The 25,500-nt window shown below is 61.7% G+C and carries 23 protein-coding genes and 1 pseudogene; 16 read left to right on the plus strand and 8 right to left on the minus strand.

Annotated features, from left to right (window positions below; genetic code table 11):
* Positions 1-30: 30 nt before the first annotated feature.
* From FBY10_RS17570 to FBY10_RS17595, 6 genes are all read left to right on the plus strand, one after another.
* A complete protein-coding gene (locus FBY10_RS17570) occupies positions 31-1,641 on the plus strand; it encodes an ABC transporter substrate-binding protein (RefSeq protein WP_145337175.1) in 1,611 nt (536 codons plus the stop codon).
* A 42-nt stretch (positions 1,642-1,683) separates the two neighbouring features.
* Positions 1,684-2,601, plus strand: coding sequence for an ABC transporter permease (locus FBY10_RS17575; RefSeq protein WP_027603510.1), 918 nt, complete (start codon positions 1,684-1,686; stop codon positions 2,599-2,601).
* Positions 2,602-2,615: 14 nt separating this feature from the next.
* A complete protein-coding gene (locus tag FBY10_RS17580; RefSeq protein WP_145337176.1) occupies positions 2,616-3,455 on the plus strand; it encodes an ABC transporter ATP-binding protein in 840 nt (279 codons plus the stop codon).
* 11 nt (positions 3,456-3,466) lie between these two features.
* Entirely contained in the window at positions 3,467-4,243 is a 777-nt protein-coding gene (locus tag FBY10_RS17585; RefSeq protein ID WP_145337177.1) for an ABC transporter ATP-binding protein, read from the plus strand.
* A 199-nt stretch (positions 4,244-4,442) separates the two neighbouring features.
* On the plus strand, positions 4,443-5,354 hold the full coding sequence (kdgD, locus tag FBY10_RS17590) for a 5-dehydro-4-deoxyglucarate dehydratase (protein ID WP_145337178.1): 912 nt from the start codon (positions 4,443-4,445) through the stop codon (positions 5,352-5,354).
* A gap of 119 nt (positions 5,355-5,473) precedes the next feature.
* A complete protein-coding gene (locus FBY10_RS17595) occupies positions 5,474-7,273 on the plus strand; it encodes a glycosyl hydrolase family 28 protein (RefSeq protein ID WP_145337179.1) in 1,800 nt (599 codons plus the stop codon).
* Between the two features lie 79 nt (positions 7,274-7,352).
* On the opposite strand, the gene ppk2 is transcribed toward FBY10_RS17595, so the two are convergent.
* Positions 7,353-8,270, minus strand: a complete 918-nt coding sequence (gene ppk2, locus FBY10_RS17600) for a polyphosphate kinase 2 (protein WP_131698828.1) — start codon at positions 8,268-8,270, stop codon at positions 7,353-7,355.
* A gap of 190 nt (positions 8,271-8,460) precedes the next feature.
* Between ppk2 and pstS the strand changes: the two genes are divergently transcribed.
* The 6 genes from pstS to FBY10_RS17630 all read left to right on the plus strand — a co-directional run bounded on the left by pstS (position 8,461) and on the right by FBY10_RS17630 (position 13,655).
* Positions 8,461-9,489 carry a phosphate ABC transporter substrate-binding protein PstS gene (gene pstS / locus FBY10_RS17605; protein WP_145337180.1) on the plus strand — a complete coding sequence of 343 codons (1,029 nt, stop codon included), beginning with the start codon at positions 8,461-8,463 and terminating at the stop codon, positions 9,487-9,489.
* A gap of 74 nt (positions 9,490-9,563) precedes the next feature.
* Positions 9,564-10,529, plus strand: a complete 966-nt coding sequence (pstC, locus tag FBY10_RS17610) for a phosphate ABC transporter permease subunit PstC (RefSeq protein WP_145337181.1) — start codon at positions 9,564-9,566, stop codon at positions 10,527-10,529.
* Positions 10,529-11,440, plus strand: coding sequence for a phosphate ABC transporter permease PstA (pstA, locus tag FBY10_RS17615; RefSeq protein ID WP_131698826.1), 912 nt, complete (start codon positions 10,529-10,531; stop codon positions 11,438-11,440). The genes pstC and pstA overlap by 1 nt, the downstream gene beginning before the upstream one ends.
* Before the next feature lie 76 nt (positions 11,441-11,516).
* Complete coding sequence (pstB, locus tag FBY10_RS17620; protein WP_218571040.1) at positions 11,517-12,278, plus strand: phosphate ABC transporter ATP-binding protein PstB; 762 nt, start codon at positions 11,517-11,519, stop codon at positions 12,276-12,278.
* A 55-nt stretch (positions 12,279-12,333) separates the two neighbouring features.
* Positions 12,334-13,032 carry a hypothetical protein gene (locus FBY10_RS17625; protein ID WP_131698825.1) on the plus strand — a complete coding sequence of 233 codons (699 nt, stop codon included), beginning with the start codon at positions 12,334-12,336 and terminating at the stop codon, positions 13,030-13,032.
* Positions 13,032-13,655, plus strand: a complete 624-nt coding sequence (locus tag FBY10_RS17630) for a hypothetical protein (protein WP_131698824.1) — start codon at positions 13,032-13,034, stop codon at positions 13,653-13,655. The genes FBY10_RS17625 and FBY10_RS17630 overlap by 1 nt, the downstream gene beginning before the upstream one ends.
* 71 nt (positions 13,656-13,726) lie before the next feature.
* Here the strand turns inward: FBY10_RS17630 and FBY10_RS17635 are convergent, their stop codons facing one another.
* Positions 13,727-13,978 carry a hypothetical protein gene (locus tag FBY10_RS17635; protein WP_145337183.1) on the minus strand — a complete coding sequence of 84 codons (252 nt, stop codon included), beginning with the start codon at positions 13,976-13,978 and terminating at the stop codon, positions 13,727-13,729.
* Between the two features lie 170 nt (positions 13,979-14,148).
* Between FBY10_RS17635 and FBY10_RS17640 the strand changes: the two are divergent.
* Positions 14,149-14,307: pseudogene (locus FBY10_RS17640) on the plus strand (C4-dicarboxylate transporter DctA); the annotation flags it as partial.
* A 41-nt stretch (positions 14,308-14,348) separates the two neighbouring features.
* On the opposite strand, the gene FBY10_RS17645 reads toward FBY10_RS17640, so the two are convergent.
* The 5 genes from FBY10_RS17645 to FBY10_RS17665 all read right to left on the minus strand — a co-directional run bounded on the left by FBY10_RS17645 (position 14,349) and on the right by FBY10_RS17665 (position 19,366).
* Positions 14,349-14,696: a BrnA antitoxin family protein gene (locus FBY10_RS17645; RefSeq protein WP_027603523.1), complete on the minus strand. Its 348-nt coding sequence runs from the start codon at positions 14,694-14,696 to the stop codon at positions 14,349-14,351.
* Between the two features lie 3 nt (positions 14,697-14,699).
* Positions 14,700-14,981 carry a BrnT family toxin gene (locus FBY10_RS17650; RefSeq protein WP_131698822.1) on the minus strand — a complete coding sequence of 94 codons (282 nt, stop codon included), beginning with the start codon at positions 14,979-14,981 and terminating at the stop codon, positions 14,700-14,702.
* A 338-nt stretch (positions 14,982-15,319) separates the two neighbouring features.
* Positions 15,320-16,660, minus strand: a complete 1,341-nt coding sequence (locus FBY10_RS17655) for a cytochrome c (RefSeq protein ID WP_145337184.1) — start codon at positions 16,658-16,660, stop codon at positions 15,320-15,322.
* Positions 16,661-16,676: 16 nt separating this feature from the next.
* Entirely contained in the window at positions 16,677-18,908 is a 2,232-nt protein-coding gene (locus FBY10_RS17660) for a molybdopterin cofactor-binding domain-containing protein (RefSeq protein ID WP_145337185.1), read from the minus strand.
* The gene (locus tag FBY10_RS17665) at positions 18,908-19,366 is read right to left on the minus strand and encodes a (2Fe-2S)-binding protein (protein WP_090402472.1); all 459 of its coding nucleotides are present in this window, start codon (positions 19,364-19,366) and stop codon (positions 18,908-18,910) included. Before FBY10_RS17665 ends, FBY10_RS17660 begins: the two co-directional genes overlap by 1 nt.
* A 489-nt stretch (positions 19,367-19,855) precedes the next feature.
* On the opposite strand from FBY10_RS17665, the gene FBY10_RS17670 reads away from it, so the two are divergent.
* Entirely contained in the window at positions 19,856-21,685 is a 1,830-nt protein-coding gene (locus FBY10_RS17670; RefSeq protein WP_371920980.1) for a methyl-accepting chemotaxis protein, read from the plus strand.
* A 148-nt stretch (positions 21,686-21,833) separates the two neighbouring features.
* Here FBY10_RS17670 and FBY10_RS17675 read toward each other — a convergent pair whose 3' ends face one another.
* Positions 21,834-22,736, minus strand: a complete 903-nt coding sequence (locus tag FBY10_RS17675) for a LysR family transcriptional regulator (protein ID WP_145337187.1) — start codon at positions 22,734-22,736, stop codon at positions 21,834-21,836.
* A gap of 106 nt (positions 22,737-22,842) precedes the next feature.
* Here FBY10_RS17675 and FBY10_RS17680 point away from each other — a divergent pair, with 106 nt between their 5' ends.
* Together FBY10_RS17680 and FBY10_RS17685 are read left to right on the plus strand one after the other, a co-directional pair.
* Complete coding sequence (locus FBY10_RS17680) at positions 22,843-24,210, plus strand: MFS transporter (RefSeq protein WP_131698818.1); 1,368 nt, start codon at positions 22,843-22,845, stop codon at positions 24,208-24,210.
* On the plus strand, positions 24,207-25,481 hold the full coding sequence (locus tag FBY10_RS17685) for a glucarate dehydratase family protein (RefSeq protein ID WP_131698817.1): 1,275 nt from the start codon (positions 24,207-24,209) through the stop codon (positions 25,479-25,481). Before FBY10_RS17680 ends, FBY10_RS17685 begins: the two co-directional genes overlap by 4 nt.
* Positions 25,482-25,500 lie beyond the last annotated feature (19 nt).

A 25,500-nucleotide genomic window follows, 5' to 3' on the forward strand; every position in this document is an offset into this window, starting at 1 on the left:
CGATAAAACTATAAAAAGAAGGATTTTTGCATGAAGACGGTATTTTCAACACTGCACCTTGGCCTGTTGACGGCGATACTCGCCCTTGGGCCGATGACAACGGCCAGCGCCAAGACCCCCGCCGATCAATTGATCGTCGGCATGAGCATGGTCAACCTGTTTTCCATCGACCCGGCCAATGCGCCCGGCCTGGATGCCTCCGGCGTCAACGCCAACCTCTACGACACGCTGATCAAGCGCGACCAGGGCAACCCGGAAAAACACCTGCCGCAATTGGCCGAACGCTGGGACATCAGCGAAGACGGCAAGCAGGTGACCTTTCATCTGCGCCAGGATGTGAAATTCCATTCGGGCAACCCGCTGACCGCCGAGGACGTGGCGTGGTCGCTGTACCGGGTGATGAAGCTCAATTTCGGCCTGGCCACCACCTGGAAGGCCTACGGCTACAGCGTCGAGAATATCCAATCGCTGATCCGCGCTACGGACACCCACACCCTGGTCATCGACCTGCCGCAGACCATGGACCCGCTGCTGCTGGTGGACTCCCTGGCGATCTCGCCGAGCGCCGTGGTAGTGGACCGCAAGACGGCCCTGGCGCATGAAAAAAACGGCGACCTCGGCGCCGGCTGGCTGGTGACGAACGAGGCGGGCAGTGGCCCCTTCGTGCTGACCAAATGGAGCGCCAACGATTCGCTGCTGCTGACCCGTTTCGACGGTTACTGGGGCGGCGCGGCCAAGCTCAAGCGCGTGGTGGTGCGGCACATGACCGAATCCCAATCCTTGCGCCTGATGCTTGAACGCGGCGACCTCGACCTGGCCTACGGCATGGCGGCGCCCGACATTCGCGCCATCGACGGCTCGAACAAGATCCAGGTGCAATCATTGCCGCGCGGCACCATGTACTACGTGGCGATGAGCATGAAGCAACCCGAGTTTGCCAAGACTCAGGTGCGTGAAGCCGTGCGTAACCTGATCGACTACAAGGGCCTGGATGAACAGGTGATGCCGTATTACGGCAAGCTCAATCAGCAGCCGATGCAGTTGGGGCTGGAAGCGCGCTTGCCGGATCCGGGCTATCACATGGATGTGGCCAAGGCGAAAAAGCTGCTCGCCGAGGCGGGTTACCCCGACGGTTTCAACACTACTATTCGCACGCTGTCGGAGCCACCGTTCATCGACATCGCCGCGCGCCTGCAAGCGACCCTGGCCGAAGGTGGGATCAAGGCCAGTATCGTCACCGGCACCGGCAACCAGGTCTACGGCGCCATGCGTGCGCGCAATTTCGAGATCATCGTGGCCCGTGGCGCCGAGCGCTATCCGCATCCGTATTTCAGCCTGCGCACCTTCGCCTACAACCCCAACAACAGCGATGACGCTGGCTTGCCGAACTTCCAGGGCTGGCGCGCTTCATTCTTCAATCCGCAGCTCAACAGCCTGATCGACCAGGCGGGCGTAACGCGCGATTCGGCACAGCGGGTCAGCCTGTATCACCAGGCGCAGACGCTCTATGACCAGCAGGTGGGGCCGATCCTGATGATCTCGCAGATGACCGATACCGTGGTCAGCGCTGCCGACGTCAAGGGTTTCAGCGGTGACGATGCCGAGGCCACCCGTTACCTGGGTGTCTACAAGCAGCGTTGAGTGGGGCTGCGGCCCTTCAGAATTCACACAGAGAAGATGCTTATGAATGCCAATCTGTCTTCCATCGACACGGCGGCGAAGCGGCCGGTGGATCGCTCGCCGGGCTCCAGCTTCGATGCCTTCTGCAAGAGCGGCCTGCGGGTGCTGCGTCACCTGTTGCGTAACCCCATGACCCTGGCGGGCCTGCTGGTTGCGCTGCTATTGGTGGTGGTCGCGGCCTTTGCGCCGTGGATCGCCACCCATGACCCGGTCGCGCAAAATCTCGCCACTGCCTTGCAGGCGCCGGGCTCGGCGCACTGGTTCGGCACCGACGAATACGGCCGGGATATTTTCAGTCGGCTGGTCTATGGCTCGCGGATCACGCTGTACATCATTGCCCTGGTAACCGTGATCGTCGGTCCCATCGGGCTGTTTATCGGCACCGTCTCGGGCTACTTCGGCGGGGCGGTCGACACCGTGTTCATGCGCCTGACCGACATCTTTATTTCCTTCCCCAGCCTGGTCCTGGCGCTGGCCTTTATCGCCGCCCTGGGTCCTGGCCTGGAGCATGCGGTGGTGGCGATTGCCTTGACTTCATGGCCACCGATTGCGCGGCTCGCGCGGGCCGAAACCCTGTCCCTGCGCAACGCTGACTTTGTCGTCGCCGTGGAACTGCAAGGTGCGTCGCCGGCGCGGATTATCCTGCGCCATATCGTGCCGATGTGCCTGTCCTCGGTGATCATCCGCCTGACCATGAACATGGCCGGGATCATCCTCACCGCCGCCGCGTTGGGCTTCCTCGGCCTGGGTGCCCAGGCGCCGCTGCCGGAGTGGGGCGCGATGATCTCCACCGGGCGCCGCTACATGCTCGAGTGCTGGTGGCTGGTGGCGGTGCCTGGGGCGGCGATCATGTTGGTCAGCCTGGCCTTCAACCTGTTGGGCGATGGCCTGCGGGACATCCTTGATCCGCGCAGCGAATAATCGGAGAACACCTTATGTCCGCCATCAAACTGAATGTCGAAGGGCTTAATGTGCGCTTCGTCAGTGGCCAGAAAGAAACCCACGCCGTGCGCGATGTGTCCTTTACCTTGGGGCGGGAGAAACTGGCGATTGTCGGTGAGTCCGGCTCAGGCAAGTCCACCGTCGGGCGCAGCCTGCTCAAGCTGCATCCGCCCAGCGCCAGAATCACCGCCAAGGCCATGGCGTTTGGCGAGGTCGATCTGCTCTCGGCCAGTGAAAAGGCGATGCAGAAGATTCGCGGCCAGCGCATCTCGATGATCATGCAAGACCCCAAGTACTCGCTGAACCCGGTGGTCAAGGTGGGCGACCAGATTGCCGAAGCCTACCTGGCCCACCACAAGGCCAGTCGCATTGATGCGCGCGAGCGGGTCATGCAGATGCTCGAGCAGGTGCATATCCGCGATCCGAAGCGGGTCTACAACCTGTACCCCCACGAGGTGTCCGGCGGTATGGGCCAGCGCATCATGATCGCGATGATGGTGATCACGCGTCCGGAAGTGATCATTGCCGATGAGCCCACGTCGGCGCTGGATGTCTCGGTGCGCCAGCAAGTGCTCAGCGTGCTGGAAGAACTGGTGGACCAGCAGCAGATGGGGCTGATTTTTGTCAGTCACGACCTCAATCTGGTGCGCAACTACTGTGACCGCGTGTTGGTGATGTACGCCGGGCGTGTCGTCGAATCCCTGGCTGCCTGCGACCTGCAATACGCCGAGCATCCCTACACCCGTGGCCTGCTGGCCGCGCTGCCGAGCATGGATAACCGTCGCGTGCACCTGCCGGTGCTCAAGCGCGATCCACTTTGGCTGACTCAATAAGGAACCTGACCATGCCCATGATCCAAGCGCACGCCTTGAACCTGAGTTTCGGCACAGGCGCTGCCATCAACCAGGTGCTGCACGATGTGAGCCTGAGTGTCGCCGACGGCGAATCGTTCGGCCTGGTGGGGGAGTCCGGTTCGGGCAAGACCACCGTACTGCGCTGCCTGGCCGGGCAATACCGGCATTGGAACGGGGAGCTGAGCATCGCCGGCGCGCCGTTGCAGCACAAGATTCCCAAGGAGCATTTTCGCAAAGTGCAGATGGTCTTCCAGGACCCCTACGGCTCCCTGCACCCCAGGCACACCATCGACACCGCCCTGCGTGAGCCGCTGATTATCCACGGGGTAGGGGACAAGGACGACCGGATCAACGAGATCCTGCTCAAGGTCGGCCTGAACGACAGCTTCCGCTTCCGCTATCCGCATCAGTTGTCCGGTGGGCAGCGCCAGCGCGTGGCCATTGCGCGCGCATTGATCCTTGAGCCCCGCGTGCTGTTGCTGGATGAGCCGACCTCGGCCCTGGATGTGTCGGTCCAGGCCGAGATCCTCAACTTGCTGGCGGACCTGCGCCAGCGCGAGAAACTCACCTATCTGCTGGTCACCCATGATCTGGGGGTGGTCACTCACTTGTGCGACCGGGTGGCGGTGATGCAGCACGGCAGGATCGTCGAATTGCTCGACTGCCAGGCCTTGAGTGAGGACCAGGCCGTGCACGACTACACGCGCATGCTGGTGCAGGCCAGCCGTGACTTCAGTCAGGAGTCTGTAGGGCGTAAGGTCGGCTGATTTCTATAGTCATCGTATGACTATGGCTTATTGATGATGCGTGATTTCATGTTTTTTTCACGCAAGCTTATGGTTTTATTGATTAAATAATAATGGCGCAAACAAAAGCGCTTAGAGACTAGCTAACGTTCCTCTACAGTTGTACGATGACGTACTTCTTTAGGTATCCCCTTTATTTTTCGATTTGAGGTTTGCGAACATGACGCCACAAGAACTAAAAACAGTCCTGTCTTCCGGCTTGCTCTCTTTCCCGGTTACCGACTTTGACGCGGCCGGTGACTTCCGTGCCGCCACCTATGCCCGCCGCCTGGAGTGGCTGGCACCCTACGGCGCCAGCGCGTTGTTCGCGGCGGGGGGCACCGGGGAATTCTTCTCCCTGGAAGCCAAGGAGTACACGCAGATCATCAAGACTGCCGTGGACACCTGCAAAGGCCAGGTGCCCATCCTCGCCGGGGCAGGGGGCCCTACACGCCAGGCCATCGCCTACGCCCAGGAGGCCGAGCGCCTCGGTGCCGCCGGTATTCTGCTGATGCCTCACTACCTCACCGAAGCCAGCCAGAAAGGCCTGGTGGCCCATGTTGAGCAGGTGTGCAACTCGGTGGATTTCGGCGTGGTGGTGTACAACCGCAACCTGTGCCGTCTCAACGCCGACAGCCTGGAACAGTTGGCCGAGCGCTGCCCGAACCTGATCGGTTTCAAGGACGGCATCGGTGAAGTCGAATCCATGGTGTCGATCCGTCGCCGCCTCGGCGACCGCCTGACCTACCTCGGCGGGCTGCCGACCGCCGAAGTCTATGCCGCGGCCTACAAGGCCCTGGGCGTGCCGGTGTATTCCTCGGCGGTGTTCAACTTCATCCCGAAAACCGCGATGGATTTCTACCGCGCGGTGGCCGCCGACGACCACGCCACCGTGGGCCGCTTGATCGATGATTTCTTCCTGCCGTACCTGGCGATCCGCAACCGCTGCGAAGGTTATGGCGTGAGTATCGTCAAGGCCGGTGCACGCCTGGTCGGCCACGACGCCGGCCCCGTGCGTGCGCCGTTGACCGACTTGTTGCCTGAAGAAGTGGAGCAATTGGACGTGCTGATCAAGGCGCTGGGCGCCCAGTAAGCCCCTTGTAGGAGCGGGCTTGCCCGCTCCTACAACCGCCTTATCAACTACCTCGAAGAATCCGTGCGGCAGATGTAGCGCCCCTCGGTGTGAATACCGGCAAAAACAAGGAGAACAACATGCCGTATCAACCCTCGAAAAAAAGACCGGTGCGTTGCGCGCTGGCCCTTGTGGTCCTCGGTTGCAGCCCGCTGTCATGGGCGCTGCAAGCCCCGTCAAAACTGCAAGTACCGACGCTGGCCTTTGATGACCGGCAAATCATCCTGGTGTGGGAAAAGCCTGCCGATCACGCCGACATCAAGGATTACCGGGTCTACGCCAATGGCACGCTGCTGGGCAGCGCCAATGCCAACAATGACCAGGTGTCACCGGCCAAACCCTACATCGACCGGTTTTATCGGCAAGACACCGCCAACTTCCACCATCGCATCGGCATTCACAGCTTCACCGCCCAGGGCCTGAAGCCCGACACCGCGTACCGCTTCACCGTGCGCTCCGTGGATGGCAACGGCAAAGAGTCCGCCGACAGCGCCCCGGTGCTGCAGCGCACCACCCAGGTTGCGGCGGTATTTGACGTGAAAAAATACGGCGCCAAAGGCGATGGCAGCCATCTCGATACCCAGGCTATACAGAACGCCATCGATGCCTGCAGCGTCGGTTGCAAAGTCTTGCTGCCTCAAGGCACCTACAAAAGCGGCGCGCTCTACCTCAAGAGCAACATGACCCTGGAGATCGCCGAAGGCGCGACCTTGCTCGGCTCCGAGCGCGCTGAAGATTACCCGTTGGCCGGCTACATCCAGTACCCGTATTCCACCACCGTGCGCCCGGCCTCGCTGATCAACGCGTTGCCCCGCGACCCGCGCCGGCACCAGTCATTCGAAAACATCCGCATCGTCGGCAAGGGCACCCTCGACGGCAATGGCTGGAAGCGCAACGCCGATGTCGTCGACGAACGTGGCCAGGCACTGCCGTTCTACCTGCCCAGCGACAATACCCGCTATGCCCAGGACGGCATCCTCGCCAAGGCGCAGGTGGAACAGGCCGTGGCGCGCGGCATGAACGTCAAGGATGCCTACGGGCAGATGCGCTCCTCGCTGATCACCCTGCGCAATGTGCAGAACGTGTTCTACGGCGGCTTCACCGTGGTGAACCCGGCGTTCCACGGCATCATGAACCTGGAGACCGAGAACGTGGTGCTGGCCAACACCACCCACAAGACCTACGACGCCAACAACGGCGACGGCATCGAGTTCGCCAACAGCAAGGGGGCGATGGTGTTCAACAACTTCTTCGACACCGGTGATGACTGCGTGAACTTCGCTGCCGGCACCGGTGCCGATGCCGTGCATCAGCCGCCGCAGGAAGATGCGTGGATCTTCAACAACTACTTCCGCAAGGGCCATGGCATGGTGGTCGCCGGCAGCCATACCGGCGCCTGGATCCAGAACATCCTGGCCGAAGACAACGTGTCGGACGGCACCGATGCCGGGTTGCGCATGAAGAGCACCAACTTCATGGGCGGCGGCGCGCGCAACGTGACATTCCGCGACTCGGCGATCCGCAACACCGTCAAGCAGGCGTTCATTTTTACCCTCGACTACAACGACCCGAACGCCAAGCTCGACTATCAGCGCTCAACGATAGCGGGGCAGTTCAAGGACATTCGGGTGAGCGACGTGAGCGTCGAGAATGCCCAAGGGGCGGCGATCGAGGTCAAGGGTGATGCCTTGCACAACGCCTACCATCAGGGCCTGGTGTTCGAGCGTGTGCGCTTTCGCGGCGCAGCCAAGGCGCGTATTGATGGACTGAAAGACTCACGCTTCGACCACGTGGTCTTCAGCCAGACCGGCGGTGCCAATCCATGGCAGGTCAGCGATAGCCAAGGGCTGGTGTTCAAGGATGTGGAGCCGGCGCCGTAAGCGTAAACGTTATGACGAATGGACCCTTGTAGTGAGCGGGCAAGCCCGCTCACCACTGCGGAATCTATTGCGTCCTGCGTTAATAGACCTGCGGCACGATGATTTCCACCGGCGTCGGGCTGCGCGAGTAGTCCTCCTGCCTGACCCGTTGCGGCAGCTCGATCACCGGCAGTTCCACTTCCTCATAAGGCATCTGCCCGAGCAGGTGGTGGATGCAGTTGAGTCGGGCTTTCTTTTTATCATCGGCCTGCACCACCCACCATGGCGCTTCGGCGATGTGGGTGCGCTCGAGCATGACTTCCTTGGCCTTGGTATAAGCCTCCCAGCGCCGACGCGACTCCAGGTCCATGGGGCTGAGTTTCCATTGCTTGAGCGGGTCATGAATGCGGCTGAGAAAGCGCAGGTGCTGTTCCTGGTCGGAAATGGAGAACCAGTACTTGATCAACTGGATGCCGGAGCGGGCGAGCATGCGTTCGAACTCCGGCACGGTGCGGAAGAACTCTTCGTACTGGTCTTCGTTGCAAAAGCCCATGACTTGTTCGACGCCGGCGCGGTTGTACCAGCTGCGGTCGAACAGCACGATTTCACCGGCGGCCGGCAGGTGCGAGACATAACGCTGGAAGTACCACTGCGTCTGTTCGCGGTCGTTGGGGGCGGGCAGGGCGGCGACGCGGCAGACCCGCGGGTTGAGGCGCTGGGTAATGCGCTTGATCACACCGCCTTTGCCGGCGGCATCGCGGCCCTCGAACAGGATCACCACTTTGGCGCCGGTCTTGACCACCCAGCTTTGTAGCTTCACCAGTTCGCCTTGCAGGCGAAACAGCTCGCTGAAATAAATCCTGCGCGCGGCCTTTTCCGGGCTTTCCTCGACGTGCTCATCGAACAGCGCATTCAGGTCGTGCCCGTCTTCGGACAATTCCAGTTCCAGCTCTTCGTCACTGTGATCCAGCAGCTCTCGGTGGATGCGCTGGATCAAGGCGTCGTCTACTGCAGACATGGGAGGCACTCGCGTCGTGGGGGGGAGATGGCAAAGTCTTAGTCGCATTTTGTTACCAACCAATTACATCGAAATGCATGGCAGTGGCGGAAAGGCGGGAAGAAATAGCGGTTTGCCACTCAATTTTCATAAAAGCGTAACAAAGCTGCTGCAAAGTGCCGGGAGCCCGTAATCACAAGGATTTCCCTGAATGAAACGTCTGATGAAGTCTGCTGCACTCGCCGTTGCGGTTTCTCTAAGTGCCACCTCGGTATTTGCTGCCGAGAACGTCCGTCTGACAGGTTCTGGCGCCAGCTTCCCGGCGCCGATCTACCTCACCTGGTTCAAGGATTTCAGCAAGAAGACCGAAGGCGTCACGGTTGACTACCAGTCCAAAGGCAGTGGCGCGGGTGTACAGGACTTCCTGAACAAAACCGTGGACTTCGCCGCCAGTGACTCGGCCATGAAAGATGAAGACATCGCCAAGGTCGCCGAAGGCGTGCAGTTGCTGCCGATGACCGCAGGCGAAATCGTGCTGGCGTTCAACCTGCCAGGCAATCCTAAAGAACTTAAGCTGCCACGCGATGTGTACTCCAACATCTTCCTGGGCAAGGTCACCAAGTGGAACGATCCGCAGATCGTCGCCGCCAACCCTGGCCTGAAACTGCCGGATATGCCGATCACCGTGGTCGTGCGTGCAGACTCCAGCGGTACCACTGCAGTGTTCACCAAGCACTTGTCGGCCATCAACCCACAGTTCCAGAAGGACTTGGGTGAAGGCAACACCGTCAACTGGCCAGCCAGCGACAAATTCATCAAATCGCCGAAGAACGATGGTGTGACCGCCACCGTACGCCAGACCCCAGGCGCGATTGGCTACATCGAATACGGCTTCGCCAAGCTGGCCAAGGTTGACTTTGCCCAGTTGCAAAACAAGGCTGGCAAGTACGTGGTACCTAACGCCGAAAGCGGTGCCGAAGCACTGGCGGCGGTGAAGATGCCGGAAAGCCTGGTGGCCTGGCTGCCGGATCCGGACGGTGCCAAGTCCTACCCGATCACCTCCTACACCTGGATGATCTTCCGCAAGGACAACGGCAACCCGGCCAAGGCCAAGGCCATGCGTGAAATGGTCGAGTACAGCCTGACCGAAGGTCAGAAAATCGCCGACTCGATGGGCTATATCCCGCTGCCGCCATCGGTGGTCGATCAGGTTCGCAAAGCGTCTGCCAACATCCAGTAACGCTCGTGAGGCCTCTCTCGGCGGGTGCTGTCAGCCTTGCCGGGAGAGTTACCCCCCTGTTCCGGAATTAGCCAATGAACTCACCGTTTGTCGTACCGGGTAACCCGGATTCTGCCTGCCAGCCACCTTCTACGAAGGATTTCCTGGTTGACCGCACCTTCCGTGCGCTTGCGCGAATAGGCGTGGTTCTGGTGCTGGCGTTGGTGTTTGCCCTGGTGTTCGAAGTCGGCCGCAAGGCCCTGCCAGGCATGGAAAAGCACGGGTTTGACGTGCTGCTCGGCAGCGTCTGGGATGTCAACCAAGGCAAGTACGGCATTCTGCCGGCCATCTGGGGCACGCTCTACAGTGCTTTTATCGCGTTGCTGATCGCAGGCGTCTTCGGCGTCAGCATGGCGATTTTTCTCACCCAGGATTTTTTGCCGGCGAAGCTGGCGGCGGTGTTTCGTACCATCGTCGAACTGCTCGCGGCCATCCCCAGCGTCGTTTACGGCCTCTGGGGCATTTACGTGGTCATCCCGGCGATTCGGCCGTTGACCGCATGGTTGAACACTGAACTTGGCTGGATCCCCTTTTTCGGCACGTCCCTGAGCGGCCCGGGGTTGCTCCCGGCGGCGCTGGTACTGGCCATCATGATTCTGCCGACTATCGCCGCCGTGTCGCAGGATGCGCTCACCGCCGTGCCGATGAAAACCAAGCAAGCCGCCTACGGCATGGGTACCACCCACTGGGAGGCGATTCTCAAGGTGATGGTGCCGTCCGCCGCCACCGGCATCTTCGGTTCCCTGGTGCTGGGCCTGGGCCGCGCACTCGGTGAAACCATGGCCCTGGCCATGCTGGTGGGCAACGCCAACAACATCTCGCTGTCGCTGTTCGCACCGGCCAACACCCTGGCAGCCTTGCTGGCGCTGAACTTCCCTGAAGCCGGGCCGAACGAGATCGAAGTATTGATGTACGCCGCACTGGTGCTGATGTTGATCACGCTGATCGTGAACATCTTCGGCTCCATGATCATGATGTACGCCCAACGGGGTAATAAGTGATGACTGATCTCACTGCTGCAACCGACCTGACGTCCCCCGCAGGCGCACTGCCCAGCCTGCAGCGCCGGTTCGAAGGCCGTGCCCTGCGCAGCCTGGTGTTGACCACCCTGGTCTGGGCGGGCGCGCTGCTGGCCAGCGTACCGCTGATTTCCGTGCTCTACATGCTCATCACCCGCGGCGGTGCGCGCCTGAGCCTTGAAGTGTTCACCGAGCTGCCACCCACCGGTTTCGAGACCGGCGGCGGTTTCGGCAACGCGATGGCCGGTACCTTCGTGATGGTCGGCATTGCCGCTGCCATCGCCGTGCCGGTCGGCATCATGGCGGCGATCTTCCTCGCCGAACTGGGGCCGGACAGCAAGCTGGCGAACGCCGCGCGTTTTGCCGCGAAGATGCTCACTGGCCTGCCTTCCATCCTGGCGGGTGTATTCGCCTACGCCCTGGTGGTGATGACCACCGGCACCTACTCGGCCCCGGCCGGTGGTGTGGCGCTGGCGGTATTGATGCTGCCGATCGTGGTGCTGACGGCTGAAGAGTCGATGCGCATGGTGCCCAAGATCATGAAGGACGCCGCCTACGGCATGGGCTGCACCCGCTCCCAGGTGATCTGGAAAATCGTCCTGCCCACCGGCCTGCCGGCAATCCTCACCGGCGTGATGCTCGCCGTGGCCCGCGCCGCAGGCGAAACCGCGCCGCTGTTGTTTACCGCGCTGTTCAGCAACTACTGGATCTACCACGACGGCAGCCTGGCGGTGATGAACCCGACGGCCTCGCTGGCCGTGCTCATCTACAACTTCTCCGGCATGCCCTTCGACAACCAGCTTGAACTCGCATGGGCGGCGTCGCTGGTACTGGTAATGATCGTGCTGGTCGTGAATATCGTGAGCCGTATCTTCGGCAAGCCAAAGTATTGAAAACGGGAGCATCTGAATCTTGAACGTATCAACTGCGCAAATAGCCGCTCCGTTTGTCACCCAGGCGCCTGTGGTCATGGACTGCAAGCTGGACAAGATCTTCTACGGCAACTTCATGGCCGTGCGTGGCAGCCATGTGCCGATCGAAAAGAACAAGATCACCGGCTTCATCGGGCCTTCCGGCTGCGGTAAAAGTACCGTGCTGCGTAGCCTCAACCGCATGAACGACCTGGTCAAGGGCTTCCGTTTCGAGGGCCATGTGCACTTCCTCGGCCAGGACGTCTATGGCAAGGGCGTGGACCCGGTGGTCGTGCGCCGCTATATCGGCATGGTGTTCCAGCAGCCGAACCCGTTCTCGATGAGCATCTTCGACAACGTCGCTTTCGGCCTGCGCCTGAACCGCTACAAAGGCGACCTGGGCGACCGCGTCAAGCACGCCCTGCAAGGCGCTGCGCTGTGGGATGAGGTCAAGGACAAGCTCAAGGTCAGCGGCCTGTCGCTGTCTGGTGGCCAGCAGCAACGCCTGTGCATCGCCCGCGCCATCGCCACCGAGCCGGAAGTGCTGTTGCTCGATGAACCCTGCTCGGCGCTTGACCCGATCGCCACGCGCCGGGTCGAGGAATTGATGGTCGAGCTGAAGAAGGACTACACCATCGCCCTGGTGACCCACAACATGCAGCAGGCGATCCGTGTGGCCGACACCACGGCGTTTTTCTCGGTGGATATTTCCCAGGGCACGCGCACCGGCTACCTGGTGGAGATGGGCCCGACGGCGCAGATCTTCGAGAACCCGCGTGAACAAATGACCGGGGACTACATCAGCGGCAAGTTCAGCTGATGCCCCTGCGGGAGCTCGGATGCTCCCGTATTTTCAACTGCTTATGGGAATGCCAATGCCTGCAACACGACGCCTTGATTTGCCCGCGATTGAACGCGCACTGCGTGAGGTGCAACAGCGCTTTGCCGAGCTCAGCCGGGACTTTACCGAGCCGCGCGATCCGTTGACCGACGAAGTGCTGCACAACGTGCTTGAAGGCTACGCGCTGATTGATGACTATGTGGCGCGGGGCGTCGACCTGTTTGACCTTCAGCAACTGAACCTGATGCTGGAGATCAACGCCACCGTACTCTGTGGCAGCGACCCGGCGCGCCGCCTGGAATACGCCCAGCACCTGGCGGCGACCGAGGAACACTTCTTCAACAACGTCGAGGGCGGCATCAAGGACTTGTACAACTGGTACTGCGCGTACCGCAGTGAATCAGTCTGGAAGCGTGCAGCCGGGGTGTATGTACGCATCCTCAGCAAGCCGCAGTTGTTCATTGAAGGCAACAACCGCAGTGGCTCCCTGATCGTCAGCTATTTGCTGATGCGTGCAGGCTTGCCGCCGTTCGTGCTGACGCTGGAGAACGCCGAGGGCTATTTCAACCCCTCGTCGGTCATCCGCAACTCAGCCAAACATGGAGTCAAGGCGTTGTACGAATTGCCCAAGATCAAGAAAAAATACGCCGCCTTCCTGGAAGAACAGGCGCCGGATCCGATGAAGTTTTTTCTTAAAGATCAGTCCTTGCCCGTCTATCAAGGGGGCCATTGATGAGCGGTTATTCCCTGTTAGCCAGGGCAGGGCAGGCGCTCCAGCGCGTGCTCCCGATGCAGCTGGTCAAGCGGCCGCGCATCCGCATTTCGTTCGATATCGACGACACGTTGGCTTGCCAGCTCCACCACTGCGACGTCGAGCCGAGCCGGCTGCCGGCCTGCGTGCACCGTTGGCTGGGTGAGCCCTTGCGGATCGGCACACGGTCCCTGACCCGCGAACTACGCCGCCAGGGCTGCAGCATCTGGGTCTACACCTCGTCCGGTCGCACGCCGTCCTATATCCGCCGCTGGCTGATGCTCTACGGCATCCGCGTCGACGGCGTGGTCAACAGCGTGCTGCACAACCATGCGCTGACGGCGCACGGCCTGTCGAACGCACCCTCTAAATTCCCGCCGGCCTTCGACATCGACCTGCATGTGGATGACTCCGAAGGCGTGCGCAGTGAAGGCCATGACCATGGTTTTCGCGTGGTAGTGGTGGACCCCCAGGACGAGAACTGGGCACAGCGGGTGCTGGATGCCGTCGCCCAGGTTCAGGCGCAGCTTGTTCGACAGCAGCCGGTCCGGCACAAAACAACAACACAGGGTGCGCGGAGGTTTTTTCTGCCTGAGGCACTCTGAAGACCCATGCAAAGGCCACCCTTGGCGTACTCTACGCGGCTGCGCGACGACCGTAGCCCAAGTCGGCCACCTCAGTCGGAGCGTTCAGCTTCCATATCGCGACGAATGCGCATCAGGTCCTGATAGGCCTCGGTGCGCTTAGCGTCCGCCACCTGTTTTGCCTCGGTAAAACGCAACCACGCGCCGGCATCAGCCAGGCTGCTGCCAATGATGGCGTAGGCCTGCGTTTCCAGGCGGTCTGCCTCGTAGAACAGCTCGGTGTTCCTGGCCAGCTCTGCTTCCCAGTCGGTTTGTTTCGACGCTTCACGCATGTTTGCTGCCATGGCCTTCACCCCAAGGTCGTCATGTGCGAGCGAAGAGTGCAGGGGCCTGATCAAGGCCGCCGGGGTCGTAGCTCGCGTAGGAGCGACACAAGCCGTTCTCGTGTCTGATAGGTCCTTCAGTGTTGATGGATAAACGTGGGGGTTCGTTCAAATTAGTTCGGGGTGCGGGCCGCACCCTCGGCTCGATCTATGTGATACCGGCAGCAGGCTTGGTGCTGGTACTGGGCGTCTACCGGTTTATCTCCGAAGGCGGCGCACTGATCAATGTGATCGGCAACGGCGTGGCCACCCTGTTCATTGCCCGCTGGGATGGGGCGCTGGACCGTTAGCCACTCAAGCGGGAGTTGGGGCAGGTCTCAGAAAGCCTTGGTCAATCGGCCGGTTTGGCTGTGCCCAGCACGCGATTCAACTCGCCAGCGACAGCGATGAGTTGTTGTTCCAGTGCTTCAACCTCAGAAAGGCTAATGCCATTGTTGATAACTTGCAGGGTTTTAGCCCGCTTCTTTGGGGCGGGCGCCAGATTGTGTGCTTGTTGCGAAATCAACGCCTGACGCAACAGATTGTTGATCACGGTTTGATAGCCCGTACCGGCGCTTTCTGCGCGTTCACGGGCGGCATCGATTACCGCATCGTCAAGCATGATGGTGATGCGGGTCTTGCCCTTGTTGCTGGCGACAGCACCGCGTTTGCTGTGGGTGAAATCGTATTCGTCTTTCATTGTTCAAGCCTCCAGATAACGGCGCCGTTCATTTTTTGATGCGAGCCTGGCGCTGATAACGCGTACGAAATTCGGATCGCGGTAAGTGTATGTCACTACCAAAATTCGTCCCCTCGCGTCAGTGCCCATGGTCACCCAGCGCTCTTCATCGTGATCGTGGTCTTGTATCGTCAGGGCGATCTCATCGTTGAACACCGGTTCTGCGTCCGCCAGGCTTATGCCCTTGTGCTTCTGCTGATTGGCGATGTTTTTTGCCTCATCGTATTGAATCCTGAACATCTTCATTATGCATACTTTATATGTATGAAAAAGCGGTTGAAGGAACCGTCAGTCAGGAAGATGGCCAGCCATAAATAGCGGTAGTGTGAATTTGCCATGTTCCGCTCGGTCAGTTGGGTCTCGATCTTGCTGAGGTTGCCAACATATTTCCGTGCGTAATGGTTAATCCGTTACGTAGAAGGATTCTGTTTTGATTGTCGGAAGAGGCGAGCTTGAATAGGCGAGTAATCGGACAGATCAACGTTCGCGGGGCCGGATCAATACTAAGTTTGTTCACATCAACCCTTATTCCCCGGCATGCTCATTTCACTGCCCACGCCGGGGAAAAGGTCGGGACGCTACCTTCAACGCATATGCAAAATAATCGGACTGCTGCTGGCCGGGTCGGTATGCCCGCGCAGCTTGCCGACGGCCTTGGCATCGACCGCATCACCGTGGTTGCCCCAGGTGCTGCGCACGTAGGTCAGTACCTGGGCGATTTCCGCGTCGGACAGTTGCTCACGAAACGCCGGCATGCGGTAGGCGTCCGGGACGCCGGCGGCCACTACCCGTTGTGAGCCGTTGAGGGTGATGTTGATCGCCGAGGCGCTTTCCTTGGCCAATGCCGAGGTGGCGCCGGCCAGGGGTGGCATCCATTCGGGTTGGCCCTTGCCGTCAAGGCCATGGCAGGAGGCGCAGCGGGTCGCGTAGGTGTGGGCGCCGGGGGCGTCCTGGCGTGTGTCGGCGGCCGCGTACTGCCAGGCTGGGCCGTCACGCTGTGGGTCGCCGGGCAGTGACTTGAGGTAACGGGCGATGGCGGCCAGGTCGTCGTCGGCCATGAACTGCGTGGAGTTGTTGAAGGCTTCGGTCATCGAGCCGTAGACCACCGCGTGGGCATTGCGCCCGGTCTTGAGGAACTGCACGATCTGCGCCTCGCTCCAGCGCCCCAGACCGGTGTTCGGGTCCTGGCGCAGACTCGGAGCGTACCAGCCGTCAAGCAGGGCGCCGGCGAGGAACGGCTTGCCGGACTCGTCCAGGGCTTTTTCGTTGAAGGCCAGGCCGCGCGGCGTGTGGCAGCTGCCGCAGTGGCCAGGGCCTTGGACGATGTAGGCGCCACGGTTCCACAGCGCGTCCTGGTTGGGTTTGGCCGCGTAAGTGGCGGTCGGCGCGAAGAGGCCGTTCCACAGGGCGATGGGCCAGCGCAGATTGAGCGGCCAGGGAATGTCGCTGGGGATGTTGGGCTCGTTGGCCGGTTGTATGCCTTTCATGAAGAACGCATACATCGCGCGTATATCGTCGTCGCTGAGCTTGGCGTAAGACGGGTAGGGCATCGCCGGATAGAGCCGGCGCCCGCCCGGTGCGACGCCGTGGCGCACTGCACGGTCGAAGTCGGCGAGGCTGTAGGTGCCGATACCGTGGGTGCGGTCCGGGGTGATGTTGGTGGCGTGAATGGCGCCCAGCGGCGTGGCCATTTCCAGGCCTCCCGCGAACGGCGCCTTGCCAGGCAGGCTGTGGCAGGCAACGCAGTCGCTGAGGCGGGCGACATACTCGCCGCGACTGACCTGTGCGGGGTCGACGCTGGCGGCCTGTTCCTGCTCAAACGGGGTGGCGGGCTGGCGGGTGACATACCAGGCCAGCACGCCGGCGGCGACCAGGCAGGGCAGCACCAGCCAGCCTGCGGTTCTTGCGAATCGACGGTTGTTCATGGGCGGTCTCGCTCGGTTAGCTGAAGGTGTGTCGGCTTAATGGCAGGCTGCGAACACGCTGGCCGGTCAACTGCGCTACCGCATTGACCACGGCCGGCGCCACAGCGGGGAGCGGAGGCTCACCGATGCCGCCCATCTTCTCGCCACTCTCGACGATCTTTACGTGCACCTGCGCCATCCGTGAGGGCGGCAGGATTGGGTAAAGGTCGTAGTTGCGCGCCCGTGGCTTACCGTCCACGTACACCGCTTCCTCCAACAGGGTTTGCGATAAGCCCAGGGCCACCGCGCCATTGACCTGGGCTTGCACAATCGCCGGGTTGACGATGCTGCCGGGGTCGATGGCTTCCCAGATGTGGTGGACCCTGACCTGGCCGTTTTCAAGCGAGACTTCGGCGATCACCGCCGCGTGGGAGCCAAACGGCGAGGCCATGGCCACGCCACGGGCGCGCCGGGTGCCGTCTTCGGCGGTGTAGGGGCCACGCTTCCAGCCACCGGACAACTCGCCCACGGCCTTGAGCAGGGTGGTCAGCCGTGGGTTGTCACGCAGCAGGTGCAGGCGCAGCTCATAGGGATCGCGGCTGCCTTTGTCCGCCAGCTCATCGAGGAACGCTTCGTAGAAGAAGTCATTCAGCGAATTGCCCACCGAACGCCAGTAACCGAGCATGGCCGGGCCCTTGACGTAGATCTGCGCGATGCGTTTGTTGGGGATGGCGTAGCTCTTGCCCGACAGGCCTTCAAGGGCGGTGGGGTCGAGTTTTTCGCCCTGCTTGCCGGCGATGGCCTCGGTAGGGCCTTCGGTGGCGCTCACCGCTTCGATCGCCACCGGCAGGCCGTCGGCGTCCAGTGCGGCGCGGAACTTGACCACGGCGACCGGGCGCAACACGTCGCGCAGGAACTCTTCCTCACGGCTCCAGATCAGCTTGATCGGACGGCCCACCGCCTTGGCCAATGCAATGGCTTGCGGGTAAGGGCTGGCCGAGTCATACAGGAAGTGCCGGCCAAAAAAACCGCCCAGCAGCGGCGAGTGCAGGGTCACCTGCGCGGGGTCGAGCCCGGCGCGCTTGGCGATGTCGGCGCGGAACATATCGGGCGCCTGGTTGGGCAGCCAGATCTCCAGCGAACCGTCGGGGTTGAAGCGCGCCAGGGCTGACGGTGGTTCCAGCTGGGCATGGTTGAGGTATTGGTTGTGGTAGGTGGCCTCGACCTGGGTCTTGGCGTTTTTCAACGCGCCGGCCACATCGCCTTCGTTCTCGTCGTCACGGGCCGGACCTTGCTGGGCCGCGAGAAAATCGCGAAAGCCGTCGCTGGAGAAATCCGCAGGCATACCGCGCACTGTTGAGTCGGCCGTCGGTTCCTGCCAGTCGACCTGGATCGCCTCCACCGCACGCTTGGCGTGCCACCAGCGTTCGGCCACCACGGCCACCGCACCGGGCAGCATATGCACCGAGTGCACGCCTTTCATGGCTTCGACGTGCGATTGGTTACGCAGGCTGCCCACGGTCATGCCCAGGCGCGGCGCGTGCTGCACGGCGGCGTGGAGCATGCCGTCGACCTTCATGTCGATGCTGTACTGCGCCTTGCCGGTGGATTTGTCATAGGCATCCAGGCGCTTGACCGGCTTGCCGATCCAGCGGAACTGGCTCGGGTCGCGCAGAGTGATGCTGGCCGGGTCGGGCACCGGCATGTCCAGCGCACGGCCGGCCAACTCGCCGTAACCCAGGGAGCGGCCGGACGCGGCGTGGACCACACGGCCGGGTTGGGTGGTCAGTTGGGCCACCGGCACACCGAGCTGCTCGGCACCGGCCTGCAACAGCATGGCGCGGGCGAGGGCGCCCAGGCGGCGCATGACCGGGTAGCTCATGCGCACCGACATGCTGCCGCCGGTGATGCGCATGCCGTTGTCCATCACCACGTAGGCCTCACCGGGTGGCGCGGCTTCGACGATAAAGGTTGCGGGGTCGGCATCCAGTTCTTCGCCGACGATCTGCGCCATGGCGGTATGGGTGCCTTGGCCGCCTTCCATAAAGGGGCTGAGCAGGCGCACCGTACCGTCCGGGCGAATCTCCAGGAACGCGGGCACCTGGGTGCCGCGTTCTGCGGCACTGGCGGCCTGTACCCGCGCCGAGCCCAGCGGCAGGCCGAAACCGATGACCAGCGCACCCACGGCCGTACTGGCCAGGAAGCGTCGACGCGACAGGTTGATCGGCTCGCCCAGGGTGATGCCAGGGATGACGGATGGCGTGTTCATCAGGCGCTCTCCTTCCCGGCGGCCAGGTCATGCATGGCGGCGTGGATGGCGTTGTAGGTGCCGCAGCGGCACAGGTTGACCATGGCCGCGTCGATCTGCGCATTGGTGGGCGCGGGGGTGTGCTTGAGCAGCGCGGTGGCCGCCATCACCTGCCCGGACTGGCAGTAACCGCATTGCGCCACCTGATGCTCGACCCAGGCACTGACCACCCGCTTGCCGACTTCATCGGCTTCGATGGCCTCGATGGTGGTGATTTCACGCCCGACCACCCCGGCCACCGGCGTGACGCACGAACGCACGACATTGCCGTCCACCAGCACCGAGCACGCGCCGCATTGGGCCAGGCCGCAGCCATACTTGGTGCCGGTCAGCCCCAGGTCATCGCGGATCACCCACAGCAACGGCGTGTCCGCGTCGGCGTCGACCTGATAGGCCTTTTGGTTGATGCGTAATTCCATGGCTGACTCACCTGCTGATCATCGGTTGGTATGGCGTGGTTCTTATAAGAAAGGCGATGGGCGCCCATTGTCGAACTCTAGATCAGGGCACAAGGGCCATCTACGAAAAAACCGAACATTCGGAGGATCAGGCAAGTATTCAAGAGGATTGAGTCAGTCAATTGAGGTGGCCGATCAACATAGGGACCCGAACCCGATTGATGTGTGATCGTTTATTGATCTGGGTCAGTACAAACCCCTATTGGCTCCAGATGGCCGTCCGAGAGCGGTAGCGCCGTTTTCATGGGTGATATTATGGCGCCACTATCTTGGCGTGACAGGCGCCAGTCTGATCCATGGACATGAGGCTTTAGGGAAATGCTTAAGAACGCTCCGCTGCGTCTGAAACTGTTGTTGATACTGCTGCTGCCCATGCTCGGGTTCCTGACCCTGGCCGGCGTGTTTGTGGTGGACAACTACAAAACGCTGCGTGACATGAACACCACGGTGATGGCCAGCGCCACCGCCCAGAAGTTGAGCCAACTGATTACTACGTTGCAGCGCGAGCGCGGTGCCAGTGGCGTGTTCCTGGGCAGCGGCGGCAAGTCCATGGGTGATCGGATGGTGCAGATGCGCAGGGACTCCAGCGCAGCCGTCGAGGTGGTGCGCGGTTTGTCCACCTCCGGCAGTGCGAACCTGGACGACGTCCTGCGGGCCCTGGACCAGCTGCCGGCCATGCGTGGGCAGGTCGATAAACTGAGCATCAACAGCACCGAATCCGGCGCGCGTTATACCGAGATCATTCAAGTGCTGACCGGTTACACCCATTCCCTGGAAGCGAGCGTCAACAACGCGACCATCGTCTACGCGCTGGGGGCACTGAATCAATTTATCGAGATGAAAGAGCGGGCCGGGCGCGAGCGCGTGGTGCTGGGCCTGGTCTTCAGCCAAGGGCATTTCGATGAGGCGCTGTTGTCGCGCTTCAGCCGCAACCTGGGCGAGTTCGGCGCCTACTACGATGCGTTCCGGCGCAAGGCGCCCGCGGCCTCGCTGGCGCAGTTCGATACGCAAATGCAGCAACCTGCCGCCGTCGAGGTCGGCAAGTTGCAGCGCCTGGCGTTTGAGGTGCCGATGGGCCAGGCCCTGGGGATCAAACCCGAAGCCTGGTTTGAAACCTCCACCCAGCGCATTGACCTGATGAGCCAAGTCGAGGAAGCCTTGGGCCAGAGTGTCAGCAGCCTGGCGATGCACGAGCGGGATGACGCCCGCCGCGCCCTGTGGCTGACTGTCGGCGCAGTGATCGTGGCCCTGTTGGCAGTGGCGGTATTGTCCTGGCTGATCATCCGCATGATCGATTCGGCGGTGCGCGACCTGAACCGCGTGCTCAACGACCTGGCAGCACGCGATCTCACCGCGCGGGCGACCTATGAGAGCAAAGACGAGTTCGGTCAGATCTCGCGCAACCTCAACCGCATGGCGCAAGAAATCAGTGGCGTGGTGCAGGAAATCGGCAACGCCACCGCACAGGTTGCAACGGCGGCTGAGGAGTCCTCGGCCGTGACGATGCAGACCAGCCAGAGCGTCGAGCAACAGCGTCAAAGCACCGAGCTGGTGGCCACGGCGATCAACCAAATGAGCGCCACCGTGCGCGAGGTGGCGCACAGCACCAACGATGCGGCGCAACTGTCGCAACGGGTCAATACCAGCACCACCCAAGGGCGCACCGAGATCGAAGGCACCATCACCCTGATCCGCCAGCTCTCGGGGCAGGCCGAGGACACGGCGCTGATCATTGATGAACTCAAACAGGAAAGCGATGGGATTTCCTCCGTGCTGGACGTCATTCGTGGCATTGCCGAGCAAACCAACCTGCTGGCCTTGAACGCGGCCATCGAAGCGGCGCGGGCCGGGGATCATGGGCGCGGATTTGCCGTGGTGGCCTCCGAGGTGCGGGTACTTGCGCAGAAGACCCAGGAGTCCACGGGGAACATTCAGCAGATGATCAGCAACCTGCAAAGTGGTTCCGATCGCGCGAGCTCGTCCATGCAGGAGACCTTGGGCAAGGCCCAGGACGGCGCGCGCAAGGTCGAACGTGCGGGTGAGTTGCTGTTGGAAATCGCCGAAGGTGTGGCCAGCATCAGTGATCGCAACCTGCAGATTGCTTCGGCGGCTGAAGAGCAGAGCGCGGTTTCAGAAGACATCAACCGTAACGTCAACGAGATCAACGACCTGGTCATCCAAGTCAGTGCCGGCGCCGAGCAAACCGCAATCACCAGCCAGGAACTGGCGCGCCTGGCCGAGCACCAGCAGGATCTGGTCAATCGTTTCAAAGTGGCGTGAGGCGAGGGCGGCCTGCTCCGACGGCGGTGGGTCAGTCGACCTCTACAGTGACTGACACTCCGCTATCGGGAGCAAGCCCCCTCCCACAGTTGTTTGGTGGCGATGGATGGATTGCAGCAAGGCTTTGATTTCGACGAGGCCTGTTCCATTAGTCCGCCCACCCGTCACGCACCGCACTGCGAATCCCCTCCAGCAACATCGCGAATGCCGGGTTGTCATTGTTCTCGCGCCAGATCAAGTGCAGTTCACTCTGTGCGCCTTCGCCCAGGTCGATATCGCGAAACACCACGTTCTTGAACACCACGCTGCTGGCGCAACGCGGTACCAACGCCAAGCCCATGCCGGCGTTGACCAGGGCCAGGATGGTCAGGGACGAGCCCAGCCACTGCACATATTCGGGGGCGACACGGGCCGAGCGCAGCAGGCCGGTGAGCAGTTCGTTGAATGGCGGGTAGGCCGAATGGGCGTACATCAGGAAGGGCTGGGCGTCGAGGTCGTGGACACTGACGTTGTCGGCGCTGGCCAGTCGATGGCTGCTCGGCACCGCCAGCACGAAAGGCTCGCGCACCAGGCACTCGGTGGCATAACCGGGCTCCAGCAGGGGCGCGCGGACGATGCCAAGGTCGATGCGGCGTGCACGCAGGGCTTCGTATTGCTGGTAGGTGTTCATCTCCGAGAGGTCGATCCTGACCTGGGGCTGCTTGAGCCGTGCCTCGGCAATGACCCTGGGCAAAAACTCATACACCGCGCTGCCGACGAAGCTGATATTCACCGTGCCGATATCGCCCTCGGCAAAGCGCCGTGCGGTTACGGCCGCCTGCTGGGCCCGTTCCAGCAGGTTCTGGGCCTCGATAAAAAACGCCCGCCCCGCGGCAGTGAGCGCAACGCTGCGGGTGGTGCGGGTAAACAGCTCCACGCCGAGGTGATGTTCCAGTAATTGGATCTGCCGGCTGAGGGGCGGCTGGGTCATGTTCAGGCGTTCAGCGGCGCGGCGAAAATTCAGCTCGGTGGCTACGGTGGTGAAGCAGCGCAGTTGCGTCAGTTCGAACATTGATCTAATCCAGGTATCAATCGAATGCCAAGTTAGATTAGACGGGAACAATCCCCGGCGTCCATCATCGGAGCGTCCCTAAAAAAACAATGATTGGGAGTTGCCCTTGGATACCGTCCAGAATTCGCCCGACCCGCGCGTGCTTGCCCGAGCAGCCGCCAAGGTCAAGCGCCATGTACTGCCGTTGTTCGTGGTGATGTTCATCGTCAATTACATCGACCGGGTCAATATCGGCTTTGTGCGCAGCCATTTGGAGACCGACCTGGGCATTGGCGCCGCCGCCTATGGCTTGGGGGCCGGGCTGTTTTTCATCGGTTACGCGATCTTCGAAGTGCCGTCCAACCTGCTGCTGCAGCGCTACGGCGCACGGGCCTGGTTGACGCGCATCATGTTCACCTGGGGCGCGGCCGCGATGGCCATGGCCTTTGTCAAAGGCGAGACCAGTTTCTATATCCTGCGCTTCGTGCTTGGCGCGGCCGAAGCCGGTTTTTTTCCCGGCATCATCTACTACTTCACTCAATGGCTGCCGGCCGCCGAGCGCGGCAAGGCGATGGCGATTTTCCTCAGCGGTTCGGCCATCGCTTCGGTGATTTCCGGGCCGGTGTCGGGGGCGTTGCTCAACGTCAGCGGCTTGAGCCTGCATGGCTGGCAGTGGATGTTCCTGATCGAGGGCTTTGCCTCCGTCGTGTTGTGCGGGTTTGTGTGGTTCTGGTTGCAGTCTCACCCCCATCAGGCCAAGTGGCTCAGCGACGAAGAAAAACACGCGCTGGTGACGGCCATCGCGCTTGAGCAAACGGCCCGCGAAGCCACCCAGAGCGTGCGGCCGTCGATGTTCAAGCTGCTGGCCGACAAGCAGATCGCGCTGTTCTGCTTTATCTACTTTTCCATTGCCCTGACCATCTACGGCGCCACGTTCTGGCTGCCGAGCATGATCAAGAAAATGGGCAACCTGGGCGACTTCCAGGTGGGGTTGTTCAACTCGATTCCGTGGTTGATTTCCATCGTCGCCATGTATGGGTTCGCCGCCCTGGCAAGCAAGTGGAAACACCAGCAGGCGTGGGTGGCGCTGATGCTCGTGATCGCCGCCGTCGGCATGTTCATGTCCACCATGGGCGGGCCGGTGTTTGCGTTTGTCGCCATCTGTTTTGCCGCGATTGGCTTCAAGGCTGCCTCCGCGCTGTTCTGGCCGATCCCCCAGGGTTACCTGGATGCGCGCATCGCGGCGGCGGTCATCGCCTTGATCAACTCAGTCGGCAACCTCGGCGGGTTTGTTGCACCCACCACCTTCGGCCTGCTGGAGCAGACCACCGGCTCGATTGAAGGCGGGCTCTACGGCCTGGCCGCGACCTCGCTGGTGGCCGCGGTGGTGGTGTTTTTTGCGCGCACCGCACCACGGCCCGGTGTGCCCCCCACCTCCAAACCGACTAATCATCATCACGCCTTGCGTCCAGGCCCACAGGGAGCCGCCTCTTGAAAATCGTCCGAGTCACCGTCACCCCCATCGCCTTTCGCGACCCGCCGCTGCTCAACGCCAGCGGTATCCACGAAGCCTTTGCCCTGCGCTCGATCATCGAAATAGAGAGCGACACCGGCTACATCGGCCTTGGCGAAAGCTACGGCGATGCCCCGGCGCTGGCGATCCAGCAACAGGTCAAGGACCAACTGATCGGCCTCGATCCGTTCAACCTCAACCAACTGCGCGCCATCGTGCAGGCCACCGTGGCGGCGCACAAACCTGTGAGCATTGCCGGCGCCGAACTGGCCCCCGGTTCCCATGCGAGCAAGGCGGTGAGCAATGCCTATTCGGCGTTTGAGGTGGCGTTTCTCGACCTGCAGGCGCACTCATTGAATGTGCCGCTGGTGGACCTGCTGGGCGGCGCGATCCGCGACCAGATCCCGTTCAGCGCCTACCTGTTCTTCAAGTACGCCGAGCACATCGACTCGCCCTATAAACCCGACAGCTGGGGCGAAGCCCTCAACGAAGTACAGATCGTCGCCCAGGCGCGGCGGATGATCGAAACCTATGGCTTCAAAAGCATCAAGCTCAAGGCCGGTGCGCTGGATCCTGAACATGAAGTGGCGTGCATCAAGGCCTTGAAAAAGGCCTTCCCGGGCGTGCCGCTGCGCATCGACCCCAATGGCAACTGGTCCCTGGAAACCTCGATCCGCATGGCCGAACTGCTCGGCGACGACCTGCAGTATTACGAAGACCCGACCCCCGGCCTGGAAGGCATGGCCGAGTTGCACACACGCACCGGCTTGCCCCTGGCGACCAACATGGTGGTCACCGATTTTGACGAGTTCCGCCGCAGCGTGGCCCTGAACAGCGTGCAGATCGTACTCGCCGACCATCACTACTGGGGCGGCCTGCGCGACACCCAGGTATTGGCGAAGATGTGCCAGACCTTTGGCCTGGGCGTGTCGATGCACTCCAACTCACACTTGGGCATCAGCCTGATGGCCATGGCCCACGTGGCCGCGTCGGTGCCCAACCTCGACTATGCCTGCGACACTCACTACCCGTGGCAAGAACCGGACGAAGAAGTGATCAAGGGCGGCAAACTGCCGATCGTCGACGGCTGCGTGAAGATTACCCGCGCACCGGGGCTGGGCCTGGAACTGGACCATGATCAACTGGGCAAGCTGCATGACCAGTACCTTACCTGCGGCATTCGCCAGCGCGACGACGTGAAGCAGATGCAGCGTTATCAACCGGATTGGAAGACCGTCAAACCGCGTTACTGAAGCTGGTCGCTTCGTTTTG

The organism is Pseudomonas sp. SJZ103 (assembly GCF_007828335.1).
Taxonomy (GTDB): domain Bacteria; phylum Pseudomonadota; class Gammaproteobacteria; order Pseudomonadales; family Pseudomonadaceae; genus Aquipseudomonas.

Excerpts from the sequence above, each read along its gene's own strand:
- FBY10_RS17570 (WP_145337175.1), top strand. The coding sequence starts at position 31 with ATGAAGACGGTATTTTCAACACTGCACCTTGGCCTGTTGACGGCGATA.
- FBY10_RS17575 (WP_027603510.1), top strand. The coding sequence starts at position 1,684 with ATGAATGCCAATCTGTCTTCCATCGACACGGCGGCGAAGCGGCCGGTG.
- FBY10_RS17580 (WP_145337176.1), top strand. The coding sequence starts at position 2,616 with ATGTCCGCCATCAAACTGAATGTCGAAGGGCTTAATGTGCGCTTCGTC.
- FBY10_RS17585 (WP_145337177.1), top strand. The coding sequence starts at position 3,467 with ATGCCCATGATCCAAGCGCACGCCTTGAACCTGAGTTTCGGCACAGGC.
- kdgD (WP_145337178.1), top strand. The coding sequence starts at position 4,443 with ATGACGCCACAAGAACTAAAAACAGTCCTGTCTTCCGGCTTGCTCTCT.
- FBY10_RS17595 (WP_145337179.1), top strand. The coding sequence starts at position 5,474 with ATGCCGTATCAACCCTCGAAAAAAAGACCGGTGCGTTGCGCGCTGGCC.
- ppk2 (WP_131698828.1), bottom strand. The coding sequence starts at position 8,270 with ATGTCTGCAGTAGACGACGCCTTGATCCAGCGCATCCACCGAGAGCTG.
- pstS (WP_145337180.1), top strand. The coding sequence starts at position 8,461 with ATGAAACGTCTGATGAAGTCTGCTGCACTCGCCGTTGCGGTTTCTCTA.
- pstC (WP_145337181.1), top strand. The coding sequence starts at position 9,564 with ATGAACTCACCGTTTGTCGTACCGGGTAACCCGGATTCTGCCTGCCAG.
- pstA (WP_131698826.1), top strand. The coding sequence starts at position 10,529 with ATGACTGATCTCACTGCTGCAACCGACCTGACGTCCCCCGCAGGCGCA.
- pstB (WP_218571040.1), top strand. The coding sequence starts at position 11,517 with ATGGACTGCAAGCTGGACAAGATCTTCTACGGCAACTTCATGGCCGTG.
- FBY10_RS17625 (WP_131698825.1), top strand. The coding sequence starts at position 12,334 with ATGCCTGCAACACGACGCCTTGATTTGCCCGCGATTGAACGCGCACTG.
- FBY10_RS17630 (WP_131698824.1), top strand. The coding sequence starts at position 13,032 with ATGAGCGGTTATTCCCTGTTAGCCAGGGCAGGGCAGGCGCTCCAGCGC.
- FBY10_RS17635 (WP_145337183.1), bottom strand. The coding sequence starts at position 13,978 with ATGGCAGCAAACATGCGTGAAGCGTCGAAACAAACCGACTGGGAAGCA.
- FBY10_RS17645 (WP_027603523.1), bottom strand. The coding sequence starts at position 14,696 with ATGAAAGACGAATACGATTTCACCCACAGCAAACGCGGTGCTGTCGCC.
- FBY10_RS17650 (WP_131698822.1), bottom strand. The coding sequence starts at position 14,981 with ATGAAGATGTTCAGGATTCAATACGATGAGGCAAAAAACATCGCCAAT.
- FBY10_RS17655 (WP_145337184.1), bottom strand. The coding sequence starts at position 16,660 with ATGAACAACCGTCGATTCGCAAGAACCGCAGGCTGGCTGGTGCTGCCC.
- FBY10_RS17660 (WP_145337185.1), bottom strand. The coding sequence starts at position 18,908 with ATGAACACGCCATCCGTCATCCCTGGCATCACCCTGGGCGAGCCGATC.
- FBY10_RS17665 (WP_090402472.1), bottom strand. The coding sequence starts at position 19,366 with ATGGAATTACGCATCAACCAAAAGGCCTATCAGGTCGACGCCGACGCG.
- FBY10_RS17670 (WP_371920980.1), top strand. The coding sequence starts at position 19,856 with ATGGCCAGCGCCACCGCCCAGAAGTTGAGCCAACTGATTACTACGTTG.
- FBY10_RS17675 (WP_145337187.1), bottom strand. The coding sequence starts at position 22,736 with ATGTTCGAACTGACGCAACTGCGCTGCTTCACCACCGTAGCCACCGAG.